Raw genomic sequence first — 21,097 nt, 5'->3', positions numbered from 1 at the left:
GAGCATGCACGCCCGACCGGTGCCCCGCACGGGGGCCGGTGCGCCGGGCGTGTCCCGCGCAGGCCCGGCGCCCGGCGTCGATCTCCGCGAGGAGGCCCTCGACGCGGGTCCTGATCTCGTCGCGAACGGGACGGACGGCCTCGACGCCCTTGCCGGCCGGGTCCTCCGGGCCCGGCCGGGGCCGGCGGTGTTCGCGGGGAAGACGCCCGACGGGACGCGGCGGCGCCTGGGCCAGCAGCTGTCCCCTCGACCGGCCCCGGCGCCCGAGGAGCCCTGAACCGGGGGCGAGTCGGACGCTCCGCGCCCGGTCCCTTCCGGCGTGTCCGGGCGTAGCCTGAGCGCCATGACGCAGGACGCCGACCCCGGGCTCTTCGGTCCCCGCTCCGTGACCTGGCAGCTGCACAGCGACCCGGTCATGTGGCTCGCGGGCGTCCGCGCCCTCTGGCTCCAGGCGCTGCACCCCGTCGCCGTGCGCGGCGTCATGATCAACAGCGGTTTCCGTGAGGACCCCTGGGGCCGGCTCATGCGGACCGCGAACTTCGTCGGGACCCTCAGCTACGGGACGGCCGGGGCCGCCGAGGCGGCCGGTGCCCGCGTCCGCCGGATCCACCGGCTGCTCGGCGTGGACGACCCCGAACTGCTCCTCTGGGTGCACTGCGCCGAGACCGACTCGTACCTCTCGGTCGCGCGGCGCTCCGGCCTCCCGCTCACCGACGCCCTGGCCGACCGTTACGTCGACGAGCACCGCGTTTCGGCCCGTCTCGTCGGGCTCGACCCGGCCGCCGTCCCCGGGACCACCGCCGAACTCGCCGCCTACTTCGACGCCGTACGGCCCCGGCTCGCCGCAGGACAGGACACCCGCACCGTCGAGGACTTCCTCCGCAGACCGCCGGTGAAACCCGCCCTCGTACCGGCGCGCGAAGTCATCTGGCGGCGCGTCACAGCGCTGGCGTACGACACTCTGCCCCCCTACGCCCACGCGCTCTACGGCCGCCCCGCCCCGCCGCCGGAGACCGTCACCCACCGGCTCGTCGCCACCGCCAACCTCCTCCGCCGCGTCCCCGCCCACCTGCGGTGGCGGCTCCCGCCCCGGCACATCCTCCGCGCGATGGACCGGCTCGGACCGGAGGCGCGACCCGACCCTTACGCGTACCCCGCCCCGTACCCACTGTCCGAACCGGCGGCCATACTGGAGGAGCCGGGGAAGGCGCGGAAGAACGACGGGGGCGGCAGCACACGATGGGGGAATCAAGACTGATCCAGGGCCGGTACCGCCTGCACGAGGTCATCGGCCGCGGCGGTATGGGCGAGGTGTGGCGCGCCACCGACGAGGCGCTCGGACGCGGGGTCGCCGTGAAGTGCCTCAAACCGCTCGGACCGCAGCAGGACCCCCAGGTCCTCACGATCGTCCGCGAGCGGTTCCGGCGCGAGGCCCGGGTGGCCGCCGCGCTCCAGCACCGGGGCATCACCGTCGTGCACGACTTCGGCGAGTACGACGGCGTGCTCTTCCTCGTCATGGAGCTCCTGGAGGGGCGCAACCTCAGCCAGCTCCTCGCGGCCAACGCCCAGCACCCGCTGCCCGTCCAGGACGTCGTCGAGATCGCCGACCAGGTCGCCGACGCCCTCGCCTACACCCACGGCCACGGCATCGTGCACCGTGACCTGAAGCCCGCCAACATCATGCGGCTGCGGGACGGGACGGTGAAGATCTGCGACTTCGGCATAGCGCGCCTCGGCGCCGACATGGGCTTCACCTCCCGCCTCACCGGCACCGGCATCGCCATGGGCACCCCCCACTACATGTCCCCGGAGCAGATCGGCGGCGGCGAGATCGACCACCGCAGCGACCTCTACTCGCTGGGATGCGTGCTGTACGAACTGGCCACCGGCGCCCCGCCGTTCGACCTCGGCGACTCCTGGGCGATCCTCATCGGACACCGGGACACGGTGCCGCGCCCGCCGCGCGCGCACCGCGCCGAGCTGCCCGACTACTTCGACCGGATCGTCCTCGACCTGCTCGCCAAGGTGCCCGAGGAGCGGCCGGCCGACGCGGGCGACCTGCGCCGCCGGATCGTCTCGGGGCGCGTCGGGCCGTCCCTCGCCGTGACCGCCCCCGTTCCCCTGCCCGCACCACCGGCCGTCGCGCCCCCCGCGCCCGCGTGGGTCCGCGGCATCACCGGCGGGCACCGGCCGGCCGACGCCGGCGCCGCGCCGCGCCCCGTCGCCCACGACCCCGCGGCCGCCGTGCTCACCACCGAGTGGACGACCGCCGGCCCCGCCCCGGACCCCTCCGCCCCGGCCGCTCCCTCCGCGGAGCTCGTCGCCGTGCTCGCCGGCCGGTACCGGGCCGGGATGGGCCTCGGCCGCCTCGGCCGCTGGGGCGAGGCGGAGTCCGTGCACCGGTCCGTCGCCGAGCACCGCGCGGCGGCCCTCGGCGAGGACCACCCCGACACCCTGGCCAGCCACTACGAGGTCGGCTTCGCCCTCGCCCGGCTCGACCGCCCCGCCGACGCCCTGCGCGTCTTCGAGCGGGTCGCCGCCGTCCGCGCCCGCGTCCTCGGCGAGGACCACCCCGACACCCTGGCGGCCCGGCAGGAGCGGGCGTACGCGCTCGGGCGCCTCGGACGGCACCCCGAGGCGTACGAGGTGTACGTCAGCGTCCTCGCCGCACGTGAGCGCACCGTGGGCCCCGACCACCCCGACACCCTGCGCTGCCGGCACAACCTGGCGTTCACCCTCGGCCGCCTCGGCCGCCTGGAGGAGTCGTACCGCACGGCGCGGGAGGTCGCGGAGGCCCGGGCCCGGCTGCTCGGCGAGGACCACCCCGACACCCTCGTGACCCGGCACGAGGTGGCCTTCACCCTCGGGCGCCTCGGCCGGGGAGAGGAGTCGCTCGCCCAGTACCGCGCGGTCGCCGAGGCTCGCGCCGCCGCCCTCGGGCCCGACCACCCCGACACCCTCGCCGCCCGCTACGAGACCGGGGTCTGCCTCGGCCGGCTCGGCCAGGCCGCCGACGCCCTGGAGGTCTGCCGTGACCTCGTCGCCGCCCGCACCCGCGCCCAGGGCGCCGACGCCCCCGAGACCCTGCGCGCCCGCCACGCCCTCGCCGTCAACCTCGGCAGACTCGGCCGCTGGCAGGAGGCGCTCGCCGCGTCCGAGAGTGTCCACGCCGACCGGCAGCGGGTCCTCGGGCCGGACCACCCGGACACCCTTCTCAGCGGGCGCGAGACCGCCGTCGCCCTCGGACGGCTCGGCCGCTGGGGAGAGGCCCTCGAAGCGCACCGCGCGACCGCCGCCGCCCGCACCCGCCTCCTCGGCCCCGCCCACCCCGACACCCTCGCGGCCCTCGACGACGAGGCCCACTGCCTGGAGCGCCTGGGCCGTCCCGCCGAAGCGGCGGCCCTCCTTCTGAGAGCGGCCACGCCGCCACCCCACTGACGTGGGCCAACCGGCCTCCGGGCGCGCGCACACCCCCAGGCCCTCAGGCCCCCGGGCGCACGCACGCCCTCAGGCCCCGGGCGGCGCGGCCCCCCGGCCTCCGACACACGCACACCCCTAGGCCCCCGGGCGCACGCACACCCTCGGGCCCCCGGCCTGCGCGGCCCCCCGGCCTCCGACACACGCACACCCCCAGATCCCCGGGCGTGGCCCCATCCCCGGCCCCCGGCCGGCGCGGCCCGGCCCTCTTCCTCACCCGTCGCCCCCGTGTGAGCATGAGCCATGGCCCTCCCCGCCCCGCTGCTCGGCGCCCCCGCCCGTTCCCACGACGCCGTCGTCGTCGGAGGCGGCCACAACGGACTGGTCGCCGCCGCCTACCTGGCCCGTGCCGGGCGTTCCGTCCTCGTCCTCGAGCGGCTCGGTTCCACCGGTGGCGCCGCCGTGTCCACCCGGCCCTTCGCCGGGGTCGACGCGCGGCTCTCCCGGTACTCGTACCTCGTCTCCCTCCTCCCCGAGAAGATCGTGCGCGACCTCGGCCTGCGGTTCGCCGTGCGGAAACGGTCCGTCTCCTCGTACACCCCGAAGGGCGACGGGGGCCTCCTCGTCGGCGGCGGCCCCGACCGTACCCGCGCCTCCTTCGCCGCTCTCACCGGCTCCGACCGCGAGCACGACGCCTGGCAGGCCTTCTACGCCCGCACCGGCCGGGCCGCCCGCCGGATCTTCCCCACCCTCACCGAGCCCCTCCCGACCCGCGCCGAGCTCCGCGCCCGCGTCGACGACGCCGACACCTGGCGGATGCTCTTCGAGGAACCCCTCGGTGTCACCGTCGAGCGGACCTTCACCGACGACCTCGTGCGCGGTGTCGTTCTCACCGACGCCCTCATCGGCACCTTCGCCGACGCCCACGACCCGACGCTCCTCCAGAACCGCTGCTTCCTCTACCACGTCATCGGCGGCGGCACCGGCGACTGGGACGTGCCCGTCGGCGGCATGGGAGCCCTCACCGACGCCCTCGCCGAAGCGGCCCGCGCCGCCGGCGCCCACATCCTCACCGGTCACGAGGTCACCCGGATCGAGACCGACGGGAGCCGCGCCGCGCTCACCTACCGCACCGCCGACGGCGAGGACACCGTCGAGGCGGCCCACGTCCTCGTCAACGCCTCTCCCCGCGACCTCGCCGCCCTCCTCGGCGAGACACCCCCGACCGCCCCCGAAGGCGCCCAGCTCAAGGTGAACATGCTGCTCACCCGGCTGCCGAAGCTCCGCGACCGCTCCGTCGACCCGCACGAGGCCTTCGCCGGAACCTTCCACATCGCCGAGGGGTACGAGCAGCTCGCCACCGCCCATGCCGAGGCCGCCGCGGGCCGGCTCCCCTCCGCCCCGCCCTCCGAGATCTACTGCCACTCCCTGACCGACCCGACGATCCTCGGCCGCGACCTCGCCGCCACCGGCCACCAGACCCTCACCCTCTTCGGGCTCCACACCCCCGCAAGGCTGTTCACCGACGACAACGAGGGCACCAGGGCCGCGCTCCTCGCGGCGACCCTCGACCAGCTCGACGCCCACCTCGACGAGCCGATCAGGGACTGCCTCGCCCTCGACGCGGACGGACGTCCCTGTATCGAGGCGAAGACCCCGCTCGACCTCGAACGCGAACTGCGCCTGCCCGGCGGCCACATCTTCCACCGTGACCTCTCCTTCCCGTACGCGCGGGACGGCGGCCGCTGGGGCGTCGAGACCCGGCACGCCAACGTGCTGCTGTGCGGAGCGGGCGCGGTCCGGGGCGGGGGAGTGAGCGGCATCCCCGGCCACAACGCGGCGATGGCGGCCCTCGGCCGCTGACCGAGCCCGTCCCCGGACACCGCCACGACGGGGACCGGTCCGTTCGGGCGCGTCGGCGTCGCCGCGCCCCCGCCCGTGGTGTGAAGCTGATCTGCGAGCGCGCTTAAGAAATCCTCGATGGACCGCGAGCGCTCCGTACGGAAGATTCTCTTCCAGGGATCTTGGGTACGCAGCCGCGCCCGCACCCCCACATCACAGGACACGCACGTCGGGAGCCGTTGCATTGAAGGCGCTGGTCAAGCTGAAGGCGGAGCCGGGACTCTGGCTCACGGACGTGCCCGAGCCGGAGACCGGCCCCGGAGACGTACTGATCAAGGTCAAGCGGACCGGTATCTGCGGGACCGACCTGCACATCCGCTCCTGGGACGGCTGGGCGCAGAAGACGATCGCCACGCCGCTGACCATCGGCCACGAGTTCGTCGGCGAGGTCGTCTCCGTCGGCCGTGACGTCGCCGACATCGCCGTCGGCGACCTGGTCAGCGGCGAGGGTCACCTCGTCTGCGGCAAGTGCCGCAACTGCCTGGCCGGGCGGCGTCACCTCTGCCGCGCCACCGTCGGCCTCGGCGTCGGCCGGGACGGCGCCTTCGCGGAGTACGTGGCGCTGCCCGCCTCCAACGTGTGGGTGCACCGCGTCGCCGTCGACCTCGACGTCGCCGCGATCTTCGACCCCTTCGGCAACGCCGTGCACACGGCGCTCTCCTTCCCGCTCGTCGGCGAGGACGTCCTCGTGACCGGCGCGGGCCCCATCGGCATCATGGCCGCCGCCGTCGCCAAGCACGCCGGTGCCCGCAACGTCATGATCACCGACGTCAGCGAGGAGCGCCTCGCCCTCGCGCGCAAGACGGGCGTCACCCTCGCCCTCAACGTCGCCGAGCAGACCATCGCCGACGGCCAGCGCACCCTCGGGCTCAAGGAGGGCTTCGACGTCGGTCTGGAGATGTCGGGCAACGCGCACGCGATGCGTGACATGGTCGCCAACATGACCAACGGCGGCAGGATCGCCATGCTGGGCCTGCCAAGCGAGGACTTCGCCGTCGACTGGGCGAAGATCGTCACCTCCATGATCACCGTCAAGGGCATCTACGGCCGCGAGATGTTCGAGACCTGGTACGCGATGTCGGTGCTCCTGGAGGGCGGCCTCGACCTCGCCCCCGTCATCACCGGCCGTCACGCGTACACCGACTTCGAGGCCGCCTTCGACGACGCGGCCTCCGGCAAGAGCGGCAAGATCATCCTCGACTGGACTGCGGGAGCCTGACCCATGTTCGATTCCGTACGCGACGACATCCGCGCCACCCTCGACGAGATCCGGCAGGCCGGGCTCCACAAGCCCGAGCGGGTCATCGGCACCCCCCAGTCGGCCACCGTCGCCGTCACCGCGGGCGGACGGCCCGGCGAGGTGCTCAACTTCTGCGCCAACAACTACCTGGGCCTCGCCGACCACCCCGAGGTGATCGCCGCCGCCCACGAGGCGCTCGACCGCTGGGGCTACGGCATGGCGTCCGTCCGCTTCATCTGCGGCACGCAGGAGGTGCACAAGGAGCTGGAGGCACGCCTCTCCTCCTTCCTCGGCCAGGAGGACACGATCCTTTACTCCTCCTGCTTCGACGCCAACGGCGGCGTCTTCGAGACGGTCCTCGGCCGCGAGGACGCCGTCATCTCCGACGCCCTCAACCACGCCTCGATCATCGACGGCATCCGCCTCTCCAAGGCCCGCCGCTTCCGCTACGCCAACCGCGACATGGCCGACCTGGAGCAGCAGCTCAAGGAGGCCACCGAGGGCGGCGCCCGGCGCAAGCTGATCGTCACCGACGGCGTGTTCTCCATGGACGGCTACGTCGCCCCGCTCGACGAGATCTGCGACCTGGCCGAGCAGTACGACGCCATGGTCATGGTCGACGACTCGCACGCCGTCGGCTTCGTCGGCCCCGGCGGCCGCGGCACCCCCGAGCTGCACGGCGTCATGGACCGCGTCGACATCATCACCGGCACCCTCGGCAAGGCCCTCGGCGGCGCCTCCGGCGGCTACGTCGCGGCCCGCTCCGAGATCGTCGCCCTGCTGCGCCAGCGCTCCCGCCCGTACCTCTTCTCGAACACCCTCGCCCCGGTCATCGCCGCCGCCTCCCTCAAGGTCCTCGACCTCCTGGAGTCCGCCGGCGACCTGCGCGAGCGACTGCGCGCCAACACGGAGCTGTTCAGGACCCGCATGACGGCGGAGGGCTTCGACATCCTGCCCGGCGACCACGCCATCGCCCCCGTCATGATCGGCGACGCGTCCGAGGCGGGCCGCATGGCCGAGCTGCTCCTGGAGCGCGGCGTGTACGTGATCGGCTTCTCGTACCCGGTCGTCCCGCAGGGCCAGGCCCGGATCCGCGTGCAGCTGTCCGCCGCCCACTCCACGGACGACGTGAACCGGGCCGTCGACGCCTTCGTCGAGGCCCGCGCCGCCCTGCGCGGCTGACGGCGGGAGCGGGGCTCGGGGCCTGCGCGTCCGACGACGGGCGGAAGGCCACGGAGCGGGCCCGTCGCCTGAGGCGGGCGGCGCTCTCGCGGCCTGCGAGACTAGGGACATGATCGAAGCACGGCGGTTGCACATCCTCCGTGCGGTGGCCGACCACCGCACGGTCACGGCGGCGGCCGCCGCGCTCTATCTCACCCCCTCCGCCGTCTCCCAGCAGCTCGCCGCCCTGGAGCAGGAGACCGGCCACCGTCTGGTGGACCGCAACGCCCGCGGCGCCCGCCTCACCCCGGCCGGCGAGATCCTGCTCAGCCACGCCAACGCCGTCCTGGCCCAGCTGGAGCGCGCCGAGTCCGAACTCGCCGCCTACAGCTCCGGTGAGGCCGGTACGGTCACGGTCGCCGCCTTCGCCACCGGCATCGGGCTCGTGGTGGCCCCCGCCCTTACGGCCCTGGCCCGCACCGCACCCGGCATCCGGGTCCGGGTGCGGGACGCCGAGGGGGACGAGAGCCTGCTCATGGTCCTCGACCGGCAGGTCGACGTGGCCGTCGCGGTCGAGTACCGGGGCGCTCCCGGCGAGGACGACGCCCGCCTCACCCGGGTCCCGCTGTACGCGGAGCCCTTCGACGCGGTCCTGCCGCCCGGCCATCCGCTCGCGCACCGCGAACGGGTCGCGCTCGCCGACCTCGCCAAGGACACCTGGATCGGCCAGTCCACCGGCAACCCCTGCCACGACGTGACCGTGCTCGCCTGTGAGTACGCGGGGTTCGCGCTGCGTCTCGAGCACTCGTCCGACGACTTCCGCGCGGTCGTCGCCCTCGCGGCGGCGGCCGCGGGCGTGGCGCTCGTGCCGCGTTCGGCCCTGCGCGGCATGGAGCTCTCGGGCGTGGACGTCCGCCCGATCGACGGCGTCGCCCCGACGCGCAGGGTCTTCGCCGCCGTCCGGCGCGGGGCGGAGGAGCACCCCCTGATCAGCCCCGTACTGACCGCCCTGCGCACGGCGTCGGAAGCCGGCGCCTGAGGGAAGCGCGCCGACTGCCGCATCCCCGGCCGAGGGGGTCGCCCCGTCTACCAGATGGTGGTGAAGCCCAGGCGGAGCTTCTCCTTGTCGGTCGCCACGGCGAGGGAACCGGCCTTCACCTCGGCCGCTTCGGCAGCCGTCAGCGCCGTCCCGTAGAGCCGCACGTCGTCCAGGGTGCCCCGGAAGAGCTGCGCGACTCCGGCCGGCTGGTTGGGGAAGTCCGGCCGGGCACCGATGTGGATGTTGAACTCGGCGCCCGGGGTGAGGTTCCGTTCCGCCGCCGAGGCTCCCGCCGGCATGGTCGCGGTGGCCGGAGCGGCCCCGTCCACCGCGAGGCTGAGGGTGAGGCCCTGGCGGGTGAACACGACGTGGTGCCATGCGCCGTCGTTGTACGAGGACGGGAGCGTCACCTCGGTGGAGCCGATGTCCGTGCCGACGGTGGCGCGCAGGACGTCGCCCACGCCGGGTTCGGCCCGGACCGAGAAGTGCCGGCCCTTCTTCAAGGGGTCCGTGCCCGGCATCCCGTACGCCCACACGATCGGCAGCGCCCCGGTGGTGGCCGAGTGCCGGAACCAGGCCGTGACGGTGAAGTCCTTGTCGTCGACCCGCAGGGACGGTGAGCAGACGAGGCGCAGGTAGTCGTCCTGGCCGTCGAACTCCATGGCCATGCCGTCGAGACGTGTTCCGAGCCGGGCCCCGCCGTGGACGACGGCGTGGTTGCCGGCCTCGCCGGCGGGCCGTTCGCGGGTGTCGGCGGTGCGGGGGCGGCGCAGCTCGGTCCTGGCGGCGTCCATGTCCTTCTCGGTGAAGGCCGTGAAGACGACGTTGCCGTGCGGGATGTTCCCGGCCGTCTCGTACAGGACGCCGATGGAGCCGTTCGCCAGTACCGTCAGATCGGAGTACCCGGTGCGGGCGGCCGAGACCAGGGTGCCGACGGTCTCCCAGGTCTTCCCCTCGTCGTACGAGGAGCGGATGGCCAGTTCGCGCCGGTCCTCCAGTGGGCTGGGGCCGAGGCGGGCACCCCCCGAGTACAGCAGCCGGTCGGGCTTCTCGTCCTGGTCCTCGGCGTGCAGCCGCAGCAGTGACCCGAACACCGGGGAGGTGTCCAGGTTCCTCACCGGGGTGAAGGGGGCCGCGAAGGAGCCGCCGCCGTCGGTGCTGACGGTCTGCAGCCGGTGCTCGTTGGTCAGGCAGCGGGTGGGCTCGGAGTTGCGGGCGTTGACGTACACATCACCGTCGACGGTCTGGGCGACCGTCAACTCGCCGGGGAACGCACCGGACTTGGGCGCCTCGGAGCCCGCGCCGAGCTTCCAGGTGAGGCCGCCGTCGTCGCTGAGGTACAGCTGGCCGCCGGCCGTCGTGTCGCCGCCGGCCGTGTGGTCGCCCGGGACGATCAGCCGGCCATGGTGCGGCCCGCGGTTGAGCTGGATGCCGTGACCGGGGCCGGTGGAGACCCAGCCCCAACCGGTGGCCTTGAGCTGCGGCTGCGGCACGCTCGGGGACCAGGTCACTCCGCCGTCCATGCTGTGGACGGCGTGAACGGTGCGGGGGAAGCCGCTGCGCTTGGGGTTGGCCTCGTCACGGTTCCAGTCGCTGCTGGAGTACAGCAGGGTGATCCGCCCGGTGACGGCGTCGACGACCGGCGCGGGGTTGCCGTGCGCGAGCCGGTCGGATCCGCCGATGACCACCTGGAGGGGCTGCCAGGTCGCACCCCCGTCGAGGGACCTTCTGAGTACGAGATCGTTGTCGCCGACGTCGTGGCAACCGGTCGTGGCCAGCCGGGTGCGGCCCTCGGCGAAGGCGAGGAGGACGCCCTTCGTGCTGGTGACGAGTGCCGGGATGCGGGTGCAGTAGTAGTTCTCCCGCGCCTTGAACGGCGTGTTGGACACCTGGGTGGTGAGCGACGCCGTCGTGGTCGTCGTGGTCGTCGAGGCGGACGCGGCCGACGGAGGCGTGACCGCGAGGACGACGGCGGCCAGGACGGCGAGGGAGAGCGCGCACAGCCATGCGGACAGAGCGAAGCGGCGCGCGCCCGGTGGGCGGCGCTCGGACAGGGGCAGCATGAAGGGACACCTCGTGGAGATGGCGACGGGGAAGGACGGGGGCGCGGCTGGGCCTCGAAGCGGTCGTGCCGTTCGTCAGCGGGCCGGTGGCGGCGGCCCCCGCGAGCTGGGAGAACACCACTGACGGGCGACACGACAGACGCTCGCCCACGCGTTCGTCTCATCCCCCCGGTGAGATCTTCCCGCCGGGACGGTACCTCATGTGATCACATGGACGCGGTCCGCACCGGCGGTCGGCCCGGGCGTGTCCGATCGGCCGGCGCTCAGTCGGCCGATCTGCTCCAGCCGTTCGCCTCGATCCGCGTCCTGTCCGCCGGACGCGCCTCGTCGAACACCACGCGCCCCGCGCGGTCGAGAAGCCGCAGTCCGTCCACGTACACACCCCGCCCCACGTACCGCCGGTCCGTGGTGTACCGCCAGCGCAGGAGCACGTCCCCGGGCAGCGGCGCGGACACGGTGTGCCAGACGCGGCCGGACCAGCCGCTGACCGCGCCCGCCGGGTGCGCGGTGTGCCCGTCGGTGGTGAAGGGCACCGGCCGCCAGGTCGTGCCGCCGTCGGCCGAGGACTCCAGGGCCGTCGCGTCGGCGCCCGGCTCGGTGTCCCACCACAGTGCGCACTCCAGGCGCGCGGCGCCCGCCGCATGAGGGAGCGTCAGTGTGCCCGTCGTACCGCTCTCCATCCCGGAGAACCAGGCCGTACGGCCCCGGGCCGGCCGGACGGGCACGGCCCTGGCCAGCTGGTTCGCGGTGGCGACGCGAGGCGCGGAGCCGGAGCGCCAGCTGCGCACCGGGTGCACGGAGTTGCCGAGGACGATCAGGAAGGCGTCGGTCGTCGGGTCGAGGACGAGGCTGGTACCGGTGAAGCCGGTGTGCCCGGCCGTCCGGGGCGTGGCCATGGCGCCCATGTACCAGTGCTGGTGGAGCTCGAAGCCCAGCCCGTGCTCGTCGCCGGGGAAGGCGGTGTTGAAGTCGGTGAACATCAGCTCCACCGAGGCGGGGGCGAGGATGCGGGCCCGGCCGTACGCCCCGCCGTTGAGGAGGGTCCGGGCGAGGATCGCGAGGTCCCAGGCGCGGGAGAAGATCCCGGCGTGGCCGGCGACCCCGCCCATGCTGTGGGCGTTCTCGTCGTGGACCTCGCCCCACACCATGCCCCTGTCCAGGCCGGACCACGGCGGCCGGGCGTCCTCGGTGGCTGCGATGTCCGGCCGCCAGGAGAGCGGCGGATTGAAACGAGTGCGGTGCATCCCGAGCGGAGCGGTGATCTCGTCGTGGAGCAGGGTGTCCAGACCGCGACCGGTGATCTCCTCCAGGATCAGCTGGAGCGTGATCAGGTTCAGATCGGAGTAGAGGTACGCCGACCCCGGCGGGTTCGCGAGCGTCTCCGCCCAGAGCAGCCGCAGCTGTCCCTCCCTCGTCGGCTCCCGGTACAGCGGGATCCAGGACCGGAAACCGGAGGTGTGGGTGAGCAGCTGCCGGACCGTGACGTCCCGCTTCCCGCCGCCGCCGAACTCCGGCAGGTAGGCGGTGACCCTGCCCTCCAGGTCAAGGGTCCCGCGCTCGATCTGCTGCACCGCCAGGATCGAGGTGAACAGTTTGGAGACCGACGCCAGGTCGAAGACGGTCTCCTCGGTCATGGGAATCCGCCGCTCGGGCGGTAGTTCGACCCCGGTGTCCGTCTTCTCGTCGTACGCCGAGTAGCGCACGGCCGAGCCGATCGCCCGGTGCAGTGCCACGGTGCCGCCGCGCCCGGCGAGCAGCACGGCACCCGCGTACCAGGGGTGGGCGGGGGAGGGGGCGAGGAAGCTCTCGGCCTCCGTGACCAGCCGGTCCAGGGGAGCCGACAGCAGCCCGGCCCGCTCGGCCGAGCCGCGCCGCAGTGTGGTCCGCCGGGCCGACGCTCCGCCCACGCTTCCGCTCCCGGCGCTGCCTCCGCCCCCGCCGCGGGCCCCCGGGTCCGGCGAGGCCGCCGCCCCCGGCACCGTACCGATCATCACCGCACCTCCGAGGGCCAGTACCCCGCCACCGAACGCGCGGCGGCTCAGCCCGCCCTGACCTCTCGTCCCGTCCTTTGTCATGCCCACCCTCTCCCACCGAGAGCCGCGGCGAAACGTCGACGTGCCGTCCCCCGCGCCGCAAAAAATCTGACGGAGCATCAGAAAAACTCTTCCCTCCGGCACGCCGCTGCGGCATCCTGCCGCCCATGAAGACGGAGCTGAGTCGCACCCTGGGGATCGAGCACGCCATCTTCGGCTTCACGCCCTTCCCCGCGGTGGCCGCCGCACTCACCAGAGCCGGCGGGTTCGGCGTCCTCGGGGCCGTGCGCTACACCGCTCCCGACGACCTCGCCCGCGACCTCGACTGGATGCAGGAGCACACCGGAGGACTGCCCTACGGCCTGGACGTCGTGATGCCCGCCAAGAAGGTGGAAGGGGTCGGCGAGGCCGAGGTCGAGGCGATGATCCCGGAGGAGCACCGGGCCTTCGTCCGCGCCACCCTCGCCAAGCACGGCGTGCCCGAACTCGCCGAGGGCGAGGCCTCCGGCTGGCGCATCACCGGCTGGATGGAGCAGGTCGCCCGCGGCCAGCTCGACGTCGCCTTCGACTACCCGATCAAGCTGCTCGCCAACGCCCTCGGCTCCCCGCCCGCCGACGTCGTCGCCCGCGCCCACGACCACGGCGTCCTCGTCGCCGCCCTCGCAGGCAGCGCCCGCCACGCCCGCCACCACGCCGACGCGGGCATCGACATCGTCGTCGCCCAGGGGTACGAGGCGGGCGGCCACACCGGCGAGATCGCCTCCATGGTCCTCACCCCCGAGGTCGTCGACGCCGTGTCCCCGCTGCCCGTGCTCGCCGCCGGCGGCATCGGCAGCGGCGAGCAGATCGCCGCCGGACTCGCCCTCGGCGCCCAGGGCGTCTGGCTCGGCTCGATCTGGCTCACCACCACCGAGGCCGACCTGCACTCCCGCGCCCTCACGGCCAAGCTCCTCGCCGCCGGTTCCGGGGACACCGTCCGCTCACGCGCCCTGACCGGCAAGCCCGCGCGGCAGCTCCGTACCGAGTGGACCGACGCCTGGGACGACCCGTCGGGACCCGGCACGCTCCCCATGCCGCTCCAGGGCCTCCTCGTCGCCGAGGCCGTCTCCCGCATCCAGAAGTACGAGGTGGACCCGCTCCTCGGCACCCCCGTCGGACAGATCGTCGGCCGGATGAACTCCGAGCGGAGCGTCCAGCAGGTCGTCGACGAACTCACCCGGGGCTTCGAGAAGGCCGTCGACCGCATCACCCGCATCGCCGGACGGAGCACACCGTGACACAGAGTCCCGCGGGCTTCTGGGCCCAGGCCACCGCCGACCCCTCCCGCACGGTCCTCGTCGCGCCCGACGGCGAGGAGTGGACGGCCGGCCGGCTGCACACCGAGGCCAACCGTCTCGTCCACGGCCTGCGCGCCGCCGGACTCGAACGCGGCGACGCCTTCGCCGTCGTCCTCCCCAACGGCCCCGAGTTCTTCGCCGCCCATCTCGCCGCGACCCAGGCCGGGTTCTACCTCGTCCCCGTCAACCACCACTTCGTCGGCCCCGAGATCGCCTGGATCGTCGCGGACTCCGGCGCCAAGGTCCTCCTCGCCCACGAGAGGTTCGCCGATGCCGTGACCCTCGCCGCCGACGAGGCCGGTCTCGCCGCCACCCACCGGTACGCCGTCGGTACGGTGCCCGGCTTCCGCCCGTACGCCGAACTGCTCCAAGGCCAGGACGCGTCACCGCCCGCCGACCGCACCCTCGGCTGGGTCATGAACTACACCTCCGGCACCACGGGACGGCCCCGCGGAATCCGCCGCCCGCTCCCCGGCAGGCTCCCCGAGGAGACCCATCTCGGCGGGTTCCTCGGCATCTTCGGCATCCGGCCGGGCGACGGAAACGTCCATCTCGTCTGCTCGCCGCTCTACCACACGGCCGTGCTCCAGTTCGCCGCCGCGGCCCTGCACATCGGACACCCCCTCGTCCTCATGGACCGGTGGACGCCCGAGGAGATGCTCCGGCTGATCGACCGGCACGCCTGCACCCACACCCATATGGTCCCCACCCAGTTCCACCGGCTCCTCTCCCTCCCGCCGGAGGTGCGGGAGCGGTACGACGTCTCCTCGATGCGCCACGCCATCCACGGCGCCGCCCCCTGCCCCGAGCACGTCAAGCGGGCGATGATCGACTGGTGGGGCCGCTGCGTCGAGGAGTACTACGCCGCCAGCGAGGGCGGCGGCGCGTTCGCGACCGCCGAGGAGTGGCTGAAGAGGCCCGGCACGGTCGGCAGGGCCTGGCCCATCAGCGAACTGGCCGTCTTCGACGACGAAGGCGAACGGCTGCCGCCCGGCGAACTCGGCACCGTCTACCTGAAGATGAACACCGGCGGCTTCCAGTACCACAAGGACGAGACGAAGACCGCGAAGAACCGCATCGGCGACTTCTTCACCGTCGGCGACCTCGGCCTCCTCGACGAGGACGGCTATCTCTTCCTCCGCGACCGGAAGATCGACATGATCATCTCCGGCGGGGTCAACATCTACCCGGCCGAGGTCGAGGCCGCGCTGCTCGCCCACCCCGCCGTCGCGGATGCCGCCGCCTTCGGGATCCCCCACGCCGACTGGGGCGAAGAGGTCAAGGCCGTCGTCGAGGCGGCCGAGGGACACGAGCCGGGCCCCGCGCTCGCCACCGAGATCCTGTCCCACTGCGCGGACCGGCTCGCCGGCTTCAAACGCCCGAAGTCGGTCGACTTCGTCCCCGCCATGCCCCGCGACCCCAACGGCAAGCTCTACAAGCGCCGCCTCCGCGACCCGTACTGGGAGGGCCACGAGCGCCCCCTCTGAAGCTCCCCGCACGTCCAGTACTGCGAGGACTGGAGCGTGTGACAGGGCGCGTGTGACGGGGACGGGCGGCGAACGGGCCCGCCGCTGACTTCGACGCTTGAACAAAACCGCACAAACCGCTCATTGTGGCAGGATGCGGATCATGAGTTCGCGTACGGCGTCGACGGCACGGCACTGGACCACCTGGGGGCCGGTGGTGGCCGCGCTCGCGCTCGGGGCGGCCTGGGGGAGGGATCTCCCGGGATTCGCCGTCGCCCTCATCACGCTCTGCCTCATCGCCGCCGTCCTCGCGGCGGTCCACCACGCCGAGGTGATCGCCCACCGCGTCGGCGAGCCCTTCGGCTCGCTCGTCCTCGCCGTGGCGGTCACCGTCATCGAGGTCGGACTCATCGTCACCCTGATGGCGGGCGGCGGCGAGAAGACCTCGACCTACGCGCGCGACACCGTCTTCGCCGCCGTCATGATCACCTGCAACGGCATCGTCGGCCTGTCCCTCCTCGTCTCCGCGCTCCGCAACCGCGTCGCCGTCTTCAACGCCGAGGGCTCGGGCGGCGCACTCGCCACCGTCTGCACCCTGGCCACGATGACGCTGGTCCTCCCCACCTTCACCACCAGCCAGCCGGGCCCCGAGTTCTCCTCCGCCCAGCTCGCCTTCGCCGCCGTCGCCTCCCTCTGCCTGTACGGCGTGTTCGTCGGCGTCCAGACCGTGCGGCACCGGGACTACTTCCTCCCGGTGCCGCGCCCGGGCCACGAATCGGAGGAGGAGCACGCCGAGCCGCCGGCCAGGCGCGAGGCCTGGACCAGTCTCGGTCTGCTCCTCCTCGCCCTCGTCGCCGTCGTCGGCAACGCCAAGCTGATCTCGCCGACCATCGAGAACGGCGTCGAGTCGGCGGGCCTGCCCAAGGCGGTCGTCGGGGTCGTCATCGCCCTGATGGTGCTGCTGCCCGAGACCCTCGCCGCCGTCCGCGCCGCCCGCCGGGACCGGGTGCAGACCAGCCTCAACCTCGCGTACGGCTCGGCGATCGCCAGCATCGGTCTCACGATTCCGGCGATCGCGCTCGCCTCGATCTGGCTGTCCGGGCCCCTCCTGCTCGGCCTGGGCCCGCTCCACATGGTCCTGCTCGTCCTGACCGGTGTGGTGAGCGCGCTGACCGTGGTGCCCGGACGGGCCACCCTCCTCCAGGGCGGCGTCCATCTCGCGATCTTCGGCGCCTTCGTCTTCCTGTCGTTCAGCCCCTGAGGACGGGGCGGGGAAGAACCGTTCAGCCCCTGACGACCACCACCCGCAGCGCCGGCGAGCGCAGGATGTCCTTCTCGCAGAACCGGGAGGTCACCCAGCGCTCGCCCGCGTACAGCCGGGTCTGGTCGCTGTATTGCGGCGACCGCGGGTCCGACGACTGGGAGTACGCGAGCAGGGTGCGCGCCACCGGGCACCGGCCGCCGTCCCAGCCCACCGCCTGGACGTGGCTCGTCCCGTGCGCGACCTCCACGTAGCCGCCGCCCGCCGCGCTCCACACGGACTCCGTCTTGTTCCAGACGCCGAGCGACTCGGTGCCGCCGCTCACGGGGATCCGTTCCCCGTTCCGTACGACGGACTGGTGGGCCCCGAGCGGCGCGTCCAGCGGGATGCCGGCCGCCCGCAGCTCCGCCGCCGCGTCGGTCAGCGCCTTCGCGAATCCGGGCGTCGCCGTGTTCAGGGTGTGCGGGGTACGGACCGGGTCGGCCGGTGAGAACGGCACCTTCCACTGGTCGGCCGGCCTCACCGCGCCGGTGAACTTGCGCCAGAACCGGTCGAAGAGCAGCGCGCCCCGGCTGTCGGTGTTCACCGTCCGGTCCCAGGCCCCGATCACCCGGCAGACCTCCGGGTCACCGGGCACCGCCGTCGCGCAGGCCTTCGCCGCGTCGGCCGCCGCCATGTCACCGGCGGGCGCCCGGTTGGCGAACTGCTGACGCTGGAGGTCGGTCACCGTGAGCCGGCCGCGCTCCGCCATCGCCGCCACGTCCTCGACACCGCCCCGGGTGCGCAGCGAGCGCGGGGTCGCGATCGTGCCGAAGACCCGCTCGTAGCCGGTCAGCGGCCGGTCGGCGTTGGTCAGCCAGGCGCTGTCGTTGGAGTTCTCGACGTACGGGGTGTCCCGCAGCACCGGCATCCGCGCCGGGCCGAAGACCCCCGGCTGTACCGCGTCGGGGTCGGAGCCGAGCGCGCAGTCCGAGCGCGAGCCGTCGAGCACGGCGACACCCGAGGACGGGTACGTGGCCCGGCCGAGCGGGGTGGAGCACCGTTCGGCGAGCTCGTCGGTGATCCGGGGGAGCACCTGCGACTGGCTGAAGTACGAGTGCCCCGCCGAGTCGGCCGCGATCGTGTTGACCCAGGGCAGCCCCTGGGTGCGGCGCAGGGTGTCGGCGACGTCCCGCGTCGAGCGCGCCTTTCCGAAGCCGAGCGCGGTGTCGGAACCGCGCAGATTGGCCGCGTTGGGGTCGTTGAGCGCGTACGCCGTGGTCGCGGTCCACGGCAGCGGCAGCTGCGCGCCGAGACCGCCGACGACCGGGCCGTACCGGGTCCACCACTGGGTACGGGTGACGGGCGCACCGTCCTTGACCGGCACGGTCACCGTGCGCGGGGTCATCCGCTCCGGCCTCCCGTCCACCAGGTACGCGGTCGGGTCGCCCGGAGCGAGTGTCAGCTGGTGCAGGTTGAGCGGCACGCCGGTGGCGACGGTGTGGCTCCAGGCGACCTTGTCGTTGAAGCCGATGTTCACGACGGTCGTCCCGAGGAGCGAGGCGCCCGAGACGTTCAGCTCGCCGGGGATGGTCTGCTGCGACTGCCAGAAGCGACGGCCGCCCTGCCAGGGGTAGTGGGGGTTGCCCAGGAGCAGCCCGCGCCCGTTCGCCGTGGTGGCCCCGGAGAACGCGACGGCGTTCGACCCCATGGTGGCGTTCTCGGCGGCGAACAGCTCCCTGGCCGCCGCCGCGGCGTCGTCCGGATCGGGGACGCCGCCGGACGCGGAGCCCGATGGGGGAGCGGCCGGTGGCCGGGCGGCGGTGATGCCGTCGACGGCCCTGCCCTGACCGCCGAGCACCGACACGGCGAAGCCGCGCCGGGCCACGTCGAGCGCGGTCACCGGACGGACCCAGCCGGCCCCCGCGCAGGCGGGGTCCGCTGTGCGGTTCTTCCGCAGCCAGGCGTTGTAGCCGGCGGCCCAGCCGCGCATGAGCTCCTTGACGTCGCCGCTCGGTCCGGCCGGCGCCGGGGTCGCGAGCAGCTTCTCGACCGTCCCGGCGTCCTTCACCCCCCGGAAGAACAGGTCGCTGGAGAGGTTCGTCGCGGCGGAGGACAGCGAGCCGTCCGGAGCGGCGTCCGGGCCGAAGTGCCGGGACCGCTCCCCGTTGACGGTCAGGAAGCCGTCCGCGAGGACGCAGACCTGGTCGGCCGCCTGCGCCCATCCCGTCCCGAAGCCGAGATTCGCGTAGTCCTTGCCGACGATGTGCGGGATGCCGTACTCGGTGTACCGGATGACGGCCGACAGGCCCCGGTCGGAGGGGCCCTGACCCCGGTCCCCGGAGTCGGCGGCCGCCGCGCCGGGCAGGGAGGCGGTGACGACGGCGAGCGCCGCGCCGGCGAGCGCCAGGTGTTTCAGACGGGTGCGGAGATGCAACGTGTCTCCCAACGGACGGATGAGCACTATGAGTTGGACCATGCACCCAGCTGCGCGCCCCCATGTCAACATCCCGTTCGGTATCCGAGGTCCGGGCCGGTACGGCACGCCTCCCGGTACTTGACCAGCCGCCCGCTCCGCGCCGAGGATCACGGCATGGATCGACTCCTCAGCCGCGCCGTCGACGGTGTCCTGCGCATGAGCGCCCAGCGCGTCCCCGAGCGGATCGCCGTCCGCTACGCCGACCGGACCTGGACGTACGCCGAGCTGGACGCGGCGGTCGACACCGCCGCGGCCGTCCTGCGGGAGCCGCACCACGGCCTCGCCCTGCCGGAGTACGCCCGGGTGGCGACGTACGGCCACAACTCGGACGCCTACCTCATCGCGTTCCTCGCCTGCTCCCGGGCCGGCCTGATCCACGTGCCGGTCAACCACCACCTGACCGGCGACGACCTCACGTACGTCCTGGAGCAGTCGGACAGCTCGCTCGTTCTCGCCGACCCCGCCCTCGCGGACCGCGTCCCCGACGCCTTCGCCGTCAAGCCGCTGCGGGACGCGCCCGGTTCACTCCTCGACGCGCTCGCCGCACCGGAGACGTACGACACCGACCGCGACGCCCGCGACCTCGTCCAGCTGCTCTACACCTCGGGCACCACCGCCCAGCCCAAGGGCGCCATGATGACCCACCTGGCGCTCGTCCACGAGTACGCGAGCGCCATCGAGGCCCTCGACCTGCGCGAGGACGACCGGCCCGTGCACGCGCTGCCGCTCTACCACTCGGCGCAGACGCATGTCTTCCTGCTCCCCTACCTCGCCGTCGGCGCGGAGAACACGATCATCGACGGACCCGACCCCGTGGTCCTCTTCGACCTGATCGAGGCGGGCCGCGCCGACAGCCTCTTCGCCCCGCCCACCGTCTGGATCGGCCTCGCCAACCACCCGGAGTTCGACAGCCGCGACCTGTCGGCCCTGCGCAAGGCCTACTACGGGGCGTCCATCATGCCCGTGCCCGTCCTGGAGCGGCTGCGCGCCCGGCTGCCGGGCCTCGCCTTCTACAACTGCTTCGGCCAGTCCGAGATCGGCCCGCTCGCCACCGTCCTCGGCCCCGACGAGCACGAGGGCCGGATGGACTCCTGCGGCCGTCCGGTCCGCCACGTCGAGGCCCGCCTCGTCGACGAGAACGGCGACGACGTTCCCGACGGCACCCCGGGCGAGATCGTCTACCGCTCCCCGCAGCTGTGCGACGGCTACTGGCGCAAGCCCGACGAGACGAAGGCGGCCTTCCGGGGCGGCTGGTTCCACTCGGGCGACCTCGCCGTCCGCGACCCCGAGGGCTACCTCACCATCGTCGACCGGGTGAAGGACGTCATCAACTCCGGGGGAGTGCTTGTCGCCTCCCGCCAGGTCGAGGACGCCCTCTACACCCATCCCGGCGTCGCCGAGGTGGCCGTGATCGGGCTCCCCGACGACCGCTGGATCGAGGCGGTCACGGCCGTCGTCGTCCCCCGCGGCGAGGTCACCGGCGACGAACTCCTCGCCCACGCCCGGGAGAACCTCCCCCACTTCAAGGCCCCGAAGCGCATCCACTTCACGCCCGAACTGCCCCGCAACGCGAGCGGCAAGATCCTCAAGCGCGAACTCCGCGACCGCTTCGCCGACGGGCCCTTCTAGGGGGTGTCCGGAAAGTCATGGGAGCCAGAGTCGGAGGCAGGCGAGGGTGACCATGGCTTGGTAATGGGTGGCTCGTTTGTCGTAGCGGGTG

Annotated in this window: 14 protein-coding genes; 11 read left to right on the top strand and 3 right to left on the bottom strand. The window is 73.4% G+C overall.

The window, feature by feature from the left end:
* Positions 1–4: 4 nt before the first annotated feature.
* The 7 genes from ACFVYX_RS27750 to ACFVYX_RS27720 all read left to right on the top strand — a co-directional run bounded on the left by ACFVYX_RS27750 (position 5) and on the right by ACFVYX_RS27720 (position 8,759).
* Positions 5–277, top strand: a complete 273-nt coding sequence (locus ACFVYX_RS27750; RefSeq protein ID WP_389684220.1) for a hypothetical protein — start codon at positions 5–7, stop codon at positions 275–277.
* Between the two features lie 66 nt (positions 278–343).
* Entirely contained in the window at positions 344–1,258 is a 915-nt protein-coding gene (locus tag ACFVYX_RS27745; protein WP_389684219.1) for an oxygenase MpaB family protein, read from the top strand.
* The gene (locus ACFVYX_RS27740) at positions 1,240–3,438 is read left to right on the top strand and encodes a tetratricopeptide repeat protein (RefSeq protein ID WP_389684218.1); all 2,199 of its coding nucleotides are present in this window, start codon (positions 1,240–1,242) and stop codon (positions 3,436–3,438) included. The genes ACFVYX_RS27745 and ACFVYX_RS27740 overlap by 19 nt, the downstream gene beginning before the upstream one ends.
* 282 nt (positions 3,439–3,720) lie before the next feature.
* The gene (locus ACFVYX_RS27735; RefSeq protein ID WP_389684217.1) at positions 3,721–5,280 is read left to right on the top strand and encodes a phytoene desaturase family protein; all 1,560 of its coding nucleotides are present in this window, start codon (positions 3,721–3,723) and stop codon (positions 5,278–5,280) included.
* Positions 5,281–5,503: 223 nt separating this feature from the next.
* Positions 5,504–6,538, top strand: coding sequence for an L-threonine 3-dehydrogenase (gene tdh / locus ACFVYX_RS27730; RefSeq protein WP_389684216.1), 1,035 nt, complete (start codon positions 5,504–5,506; stop codon positions 6,536–6,538).
* Between the two features lie 3 nt (positions 6,539–6,541).
* Positions 6,542–7,741 (top strand): glycine C-acetyltransferase, encoded by a 1,200-nt coding sequence (locus tag ACFVYX_RS27725; protein ID WP_389684215.1) that lies wholly within the window; start codon positions 6,542–6,544, stop codon positions 7,739–7,741.
* A 109-nt stretch (positions 7,742–7,850) separates the two neighbouring features.
* Positions 7,851–8,759 carry a LysR family transcriptional regulator gene (locus tag ACFVYX_RS27720; protein ID WP_389684214.1) on the top strand — a complete coding sequence of 303 codons (909 nt, stop codon included), beginning with the start codon at positions 7,851–7,853 and terminating at the stop codon, positions 8,757–8,759.
* Between the two features lie 47 nt (positions 8,760–8,806).
* Here the strand turns inward: ACFVYX_RS27720 and ACFVYX_RS27715 are convergent, their stop codons facing one another.
* Positions 8,807–10,822: an exo-alpha-sialidase gene (locus ACFVYX_RS27715; RefSeq protein ID WP_389684213.1), complete on the bottom strand. Its 2,016-nt coding sequence runs from the start codon at positions 10,820–10,822 to the stop codon at positions 8,807–8,809.
* 263 nt (positions 10,823–11,085) lie between these two features.
* Positions 11,086–12,897, bottom strand: a complete 1,812-nt coding sequence (locus ACFVYX_RS27710; protein WP_389684212.1) for a serine hydrolase — start codon at positions 12,895–12,897, stop codon at positions 11,086–11,088.
* Positions 12,898–13,022: 125 nt separating this feature from the next.
* Here ACFVYX_RS27710 and ACFVYX_RS27705 point away from each other — a divergent pair, with 125 nt between their 5' ends.
* The 3 genes from ACFVYX_RS27705 to ACFVYX_RS27695 all read left to right on the top strand — a co-directional run bounded on the left by ACFVYX_RS27705 (position 13,023) and on the right by ACFVYX_RS27695 (position 16,919).
* Positions 13,023–14,132, top strand: coding sequence for an NAD(P)H-dependent flavin oxidoreductase (locus ACFVYX_RS27705; protein ID WP_389684211.1), 1,110 nt, complete (start codon positions 13,023–13,025; stop codon positions 14,130–14,132).
* Positions 14,129–15,679, top strand: coding sequence for an acyl-CoA synthetase (locus tag ACFVYX_RS27700; protein ID WP_389684210.1), 1,551 nt, complete (start codon positions 14,129–14,131; stop codon positions 15,677–15,679). Before ACFVYX_RS27705 ends, ACFVYX_RS27700 begins: the two co-directional genes overlap by 4 nt.
* A gap of 142 nt (positions 15,680–15,821) precedes the next feature.
* Positions 15,822–16,919, top strand: coding sequence for a calcium:proton antiporter (locus tag ACFVYX_RS27695; RefSeq protein ID WP_389684209.1), 1,098 nt, complete (start codon positions 15,822–15,824; stop codon positions 16,917–16,919).
* Positions 16,920–16,941: 22 nt separating this feature from the next.
* On the opposite strand, the gene ACFVYX_RS27690 is transcribed toward ACFVYX_RS27695, so the two are convergent.
* On the bottom strand, positions 16,942–19,335 hold the full coding sequence (locus ACFVYX_RS27690; protein WP_389684208.1) for a penicillin acylase family protein: 2,394 nt from the start codon (positions 19,333–19,335) through the stop codon (positions 16,942–16,944).
* A 156-nt stretch (positions 19,336–19,491) separates the two neighbouring features.
* On the opposite strand from ACFVYX_RS27690, the gene ACFVYX_RS27685 reads away from it, so the two are divergent.
* Entirely contained in the window at positions 19,492–21,006 is a 1,515-nt protein-coding gene (locus tag ACFVYX_RS27685; protein ID WP_389684207.1) for a fatty acyl-CoA synthetase, read from the top strand.
* Positions 21,007–21,097: the final 91 nt, after the last annotated feature.

The organism is Streptomyces sp. NPDC058326, assembly GCF_042879855.1.
Lineage (GTDB): Bacteria > Actinomycetota > Actinomycetes > Streptomycetales > Streptomycetaceae > Streptomyces.
Note: the sequence above shows the minus strand (reverse complement) of the source record. Positions and strands in the feature narration are given on the sequence as shown.

Excerpts from the sequence above, each read along its gene's own strand:
- ACFVYX_RS27750 (WP_389684220.1), top strand. The coding sequence starts at position 5 with ATGCACGCCCGACCGGTGCCCCGCACGGGGGCCGGTGCGCCGGGCGTG.
- ACFVYX_RS27745 (WP_389684219.1), top strand. The coding sequence starts at position 344 with ATGACGCAGGACGCCGACCCCGGGCTCTTCGGTCCCCGCTCCGTGACC.
- ACFVYX_RS27740 (WP_389684218.1), top strand. The coding sequence starts at position 1,240 with ATGGGGGAATCAAGACTGATCCAGGGCCGGTACCGCCTGCACGAGGTC.
- ACFVYX_RS27735 (WP_389684217.1), top strand. The coding sequence starts at position 3,721 with ATGGCCCTCCCCGCCCCGCTGCTCGGCGCCCCCGCCCGTTCCCACGAC.
- ACFVYX_RS27725 (WP_389684215.1), top strand. The coding sequence starts at position 6,542 with ATGTTCGATTCCGTACGCGACGACATCCGCGCCACCCTCGACGAGATC.
- ACFVYX_RS27720 (WP_389684214.1), top strand. The coding sequence starts at position 7,851 with ATGATCGAAGCACGGCGGTTGCACATCCTCCGTGCGGTGGCCGACCAC.
- ACFVYX_RS27715 (WP_389684213.1), bottom strand. The coding sequence starts at position 10,822 with ATGCTGCCCCTGTCCGAGCGCCGCCCACCGGGCGCGCGCCGCTTCGCT.
- ACFVYX_RS27710 (WP_389684212.1), bottom strand. The coding sequence starts at position 12,897 with ATGACAAAGGACGGGACGAGAGGTCAGGGCGGGCTGAGCCGCCGCGCG.
- ACFVYX_RS27705 (WP_389684211.1), top strand. The coding sequence starts at position 13,023 with ATGAAGACGGAGCTGAGTCGCACCCTGGGGATCGAGCACGCCATCTTC.
- ACFVYX_RS27695 (WP_389684209.1), top strand. The coding sequence starts at position 15,822 with ATGAGTTCGCGTACGGCGTCGACGGCACGGCACTGGACCACCTGGGGG.
- ACFVYX_RS27685 (WP_389684207.1), top strand. The coding sequence starts at position 19,492 with ATGGATCGACTCCTCAGCCGCGCCGTCGACGGTGTCCTGCGCATGAGC.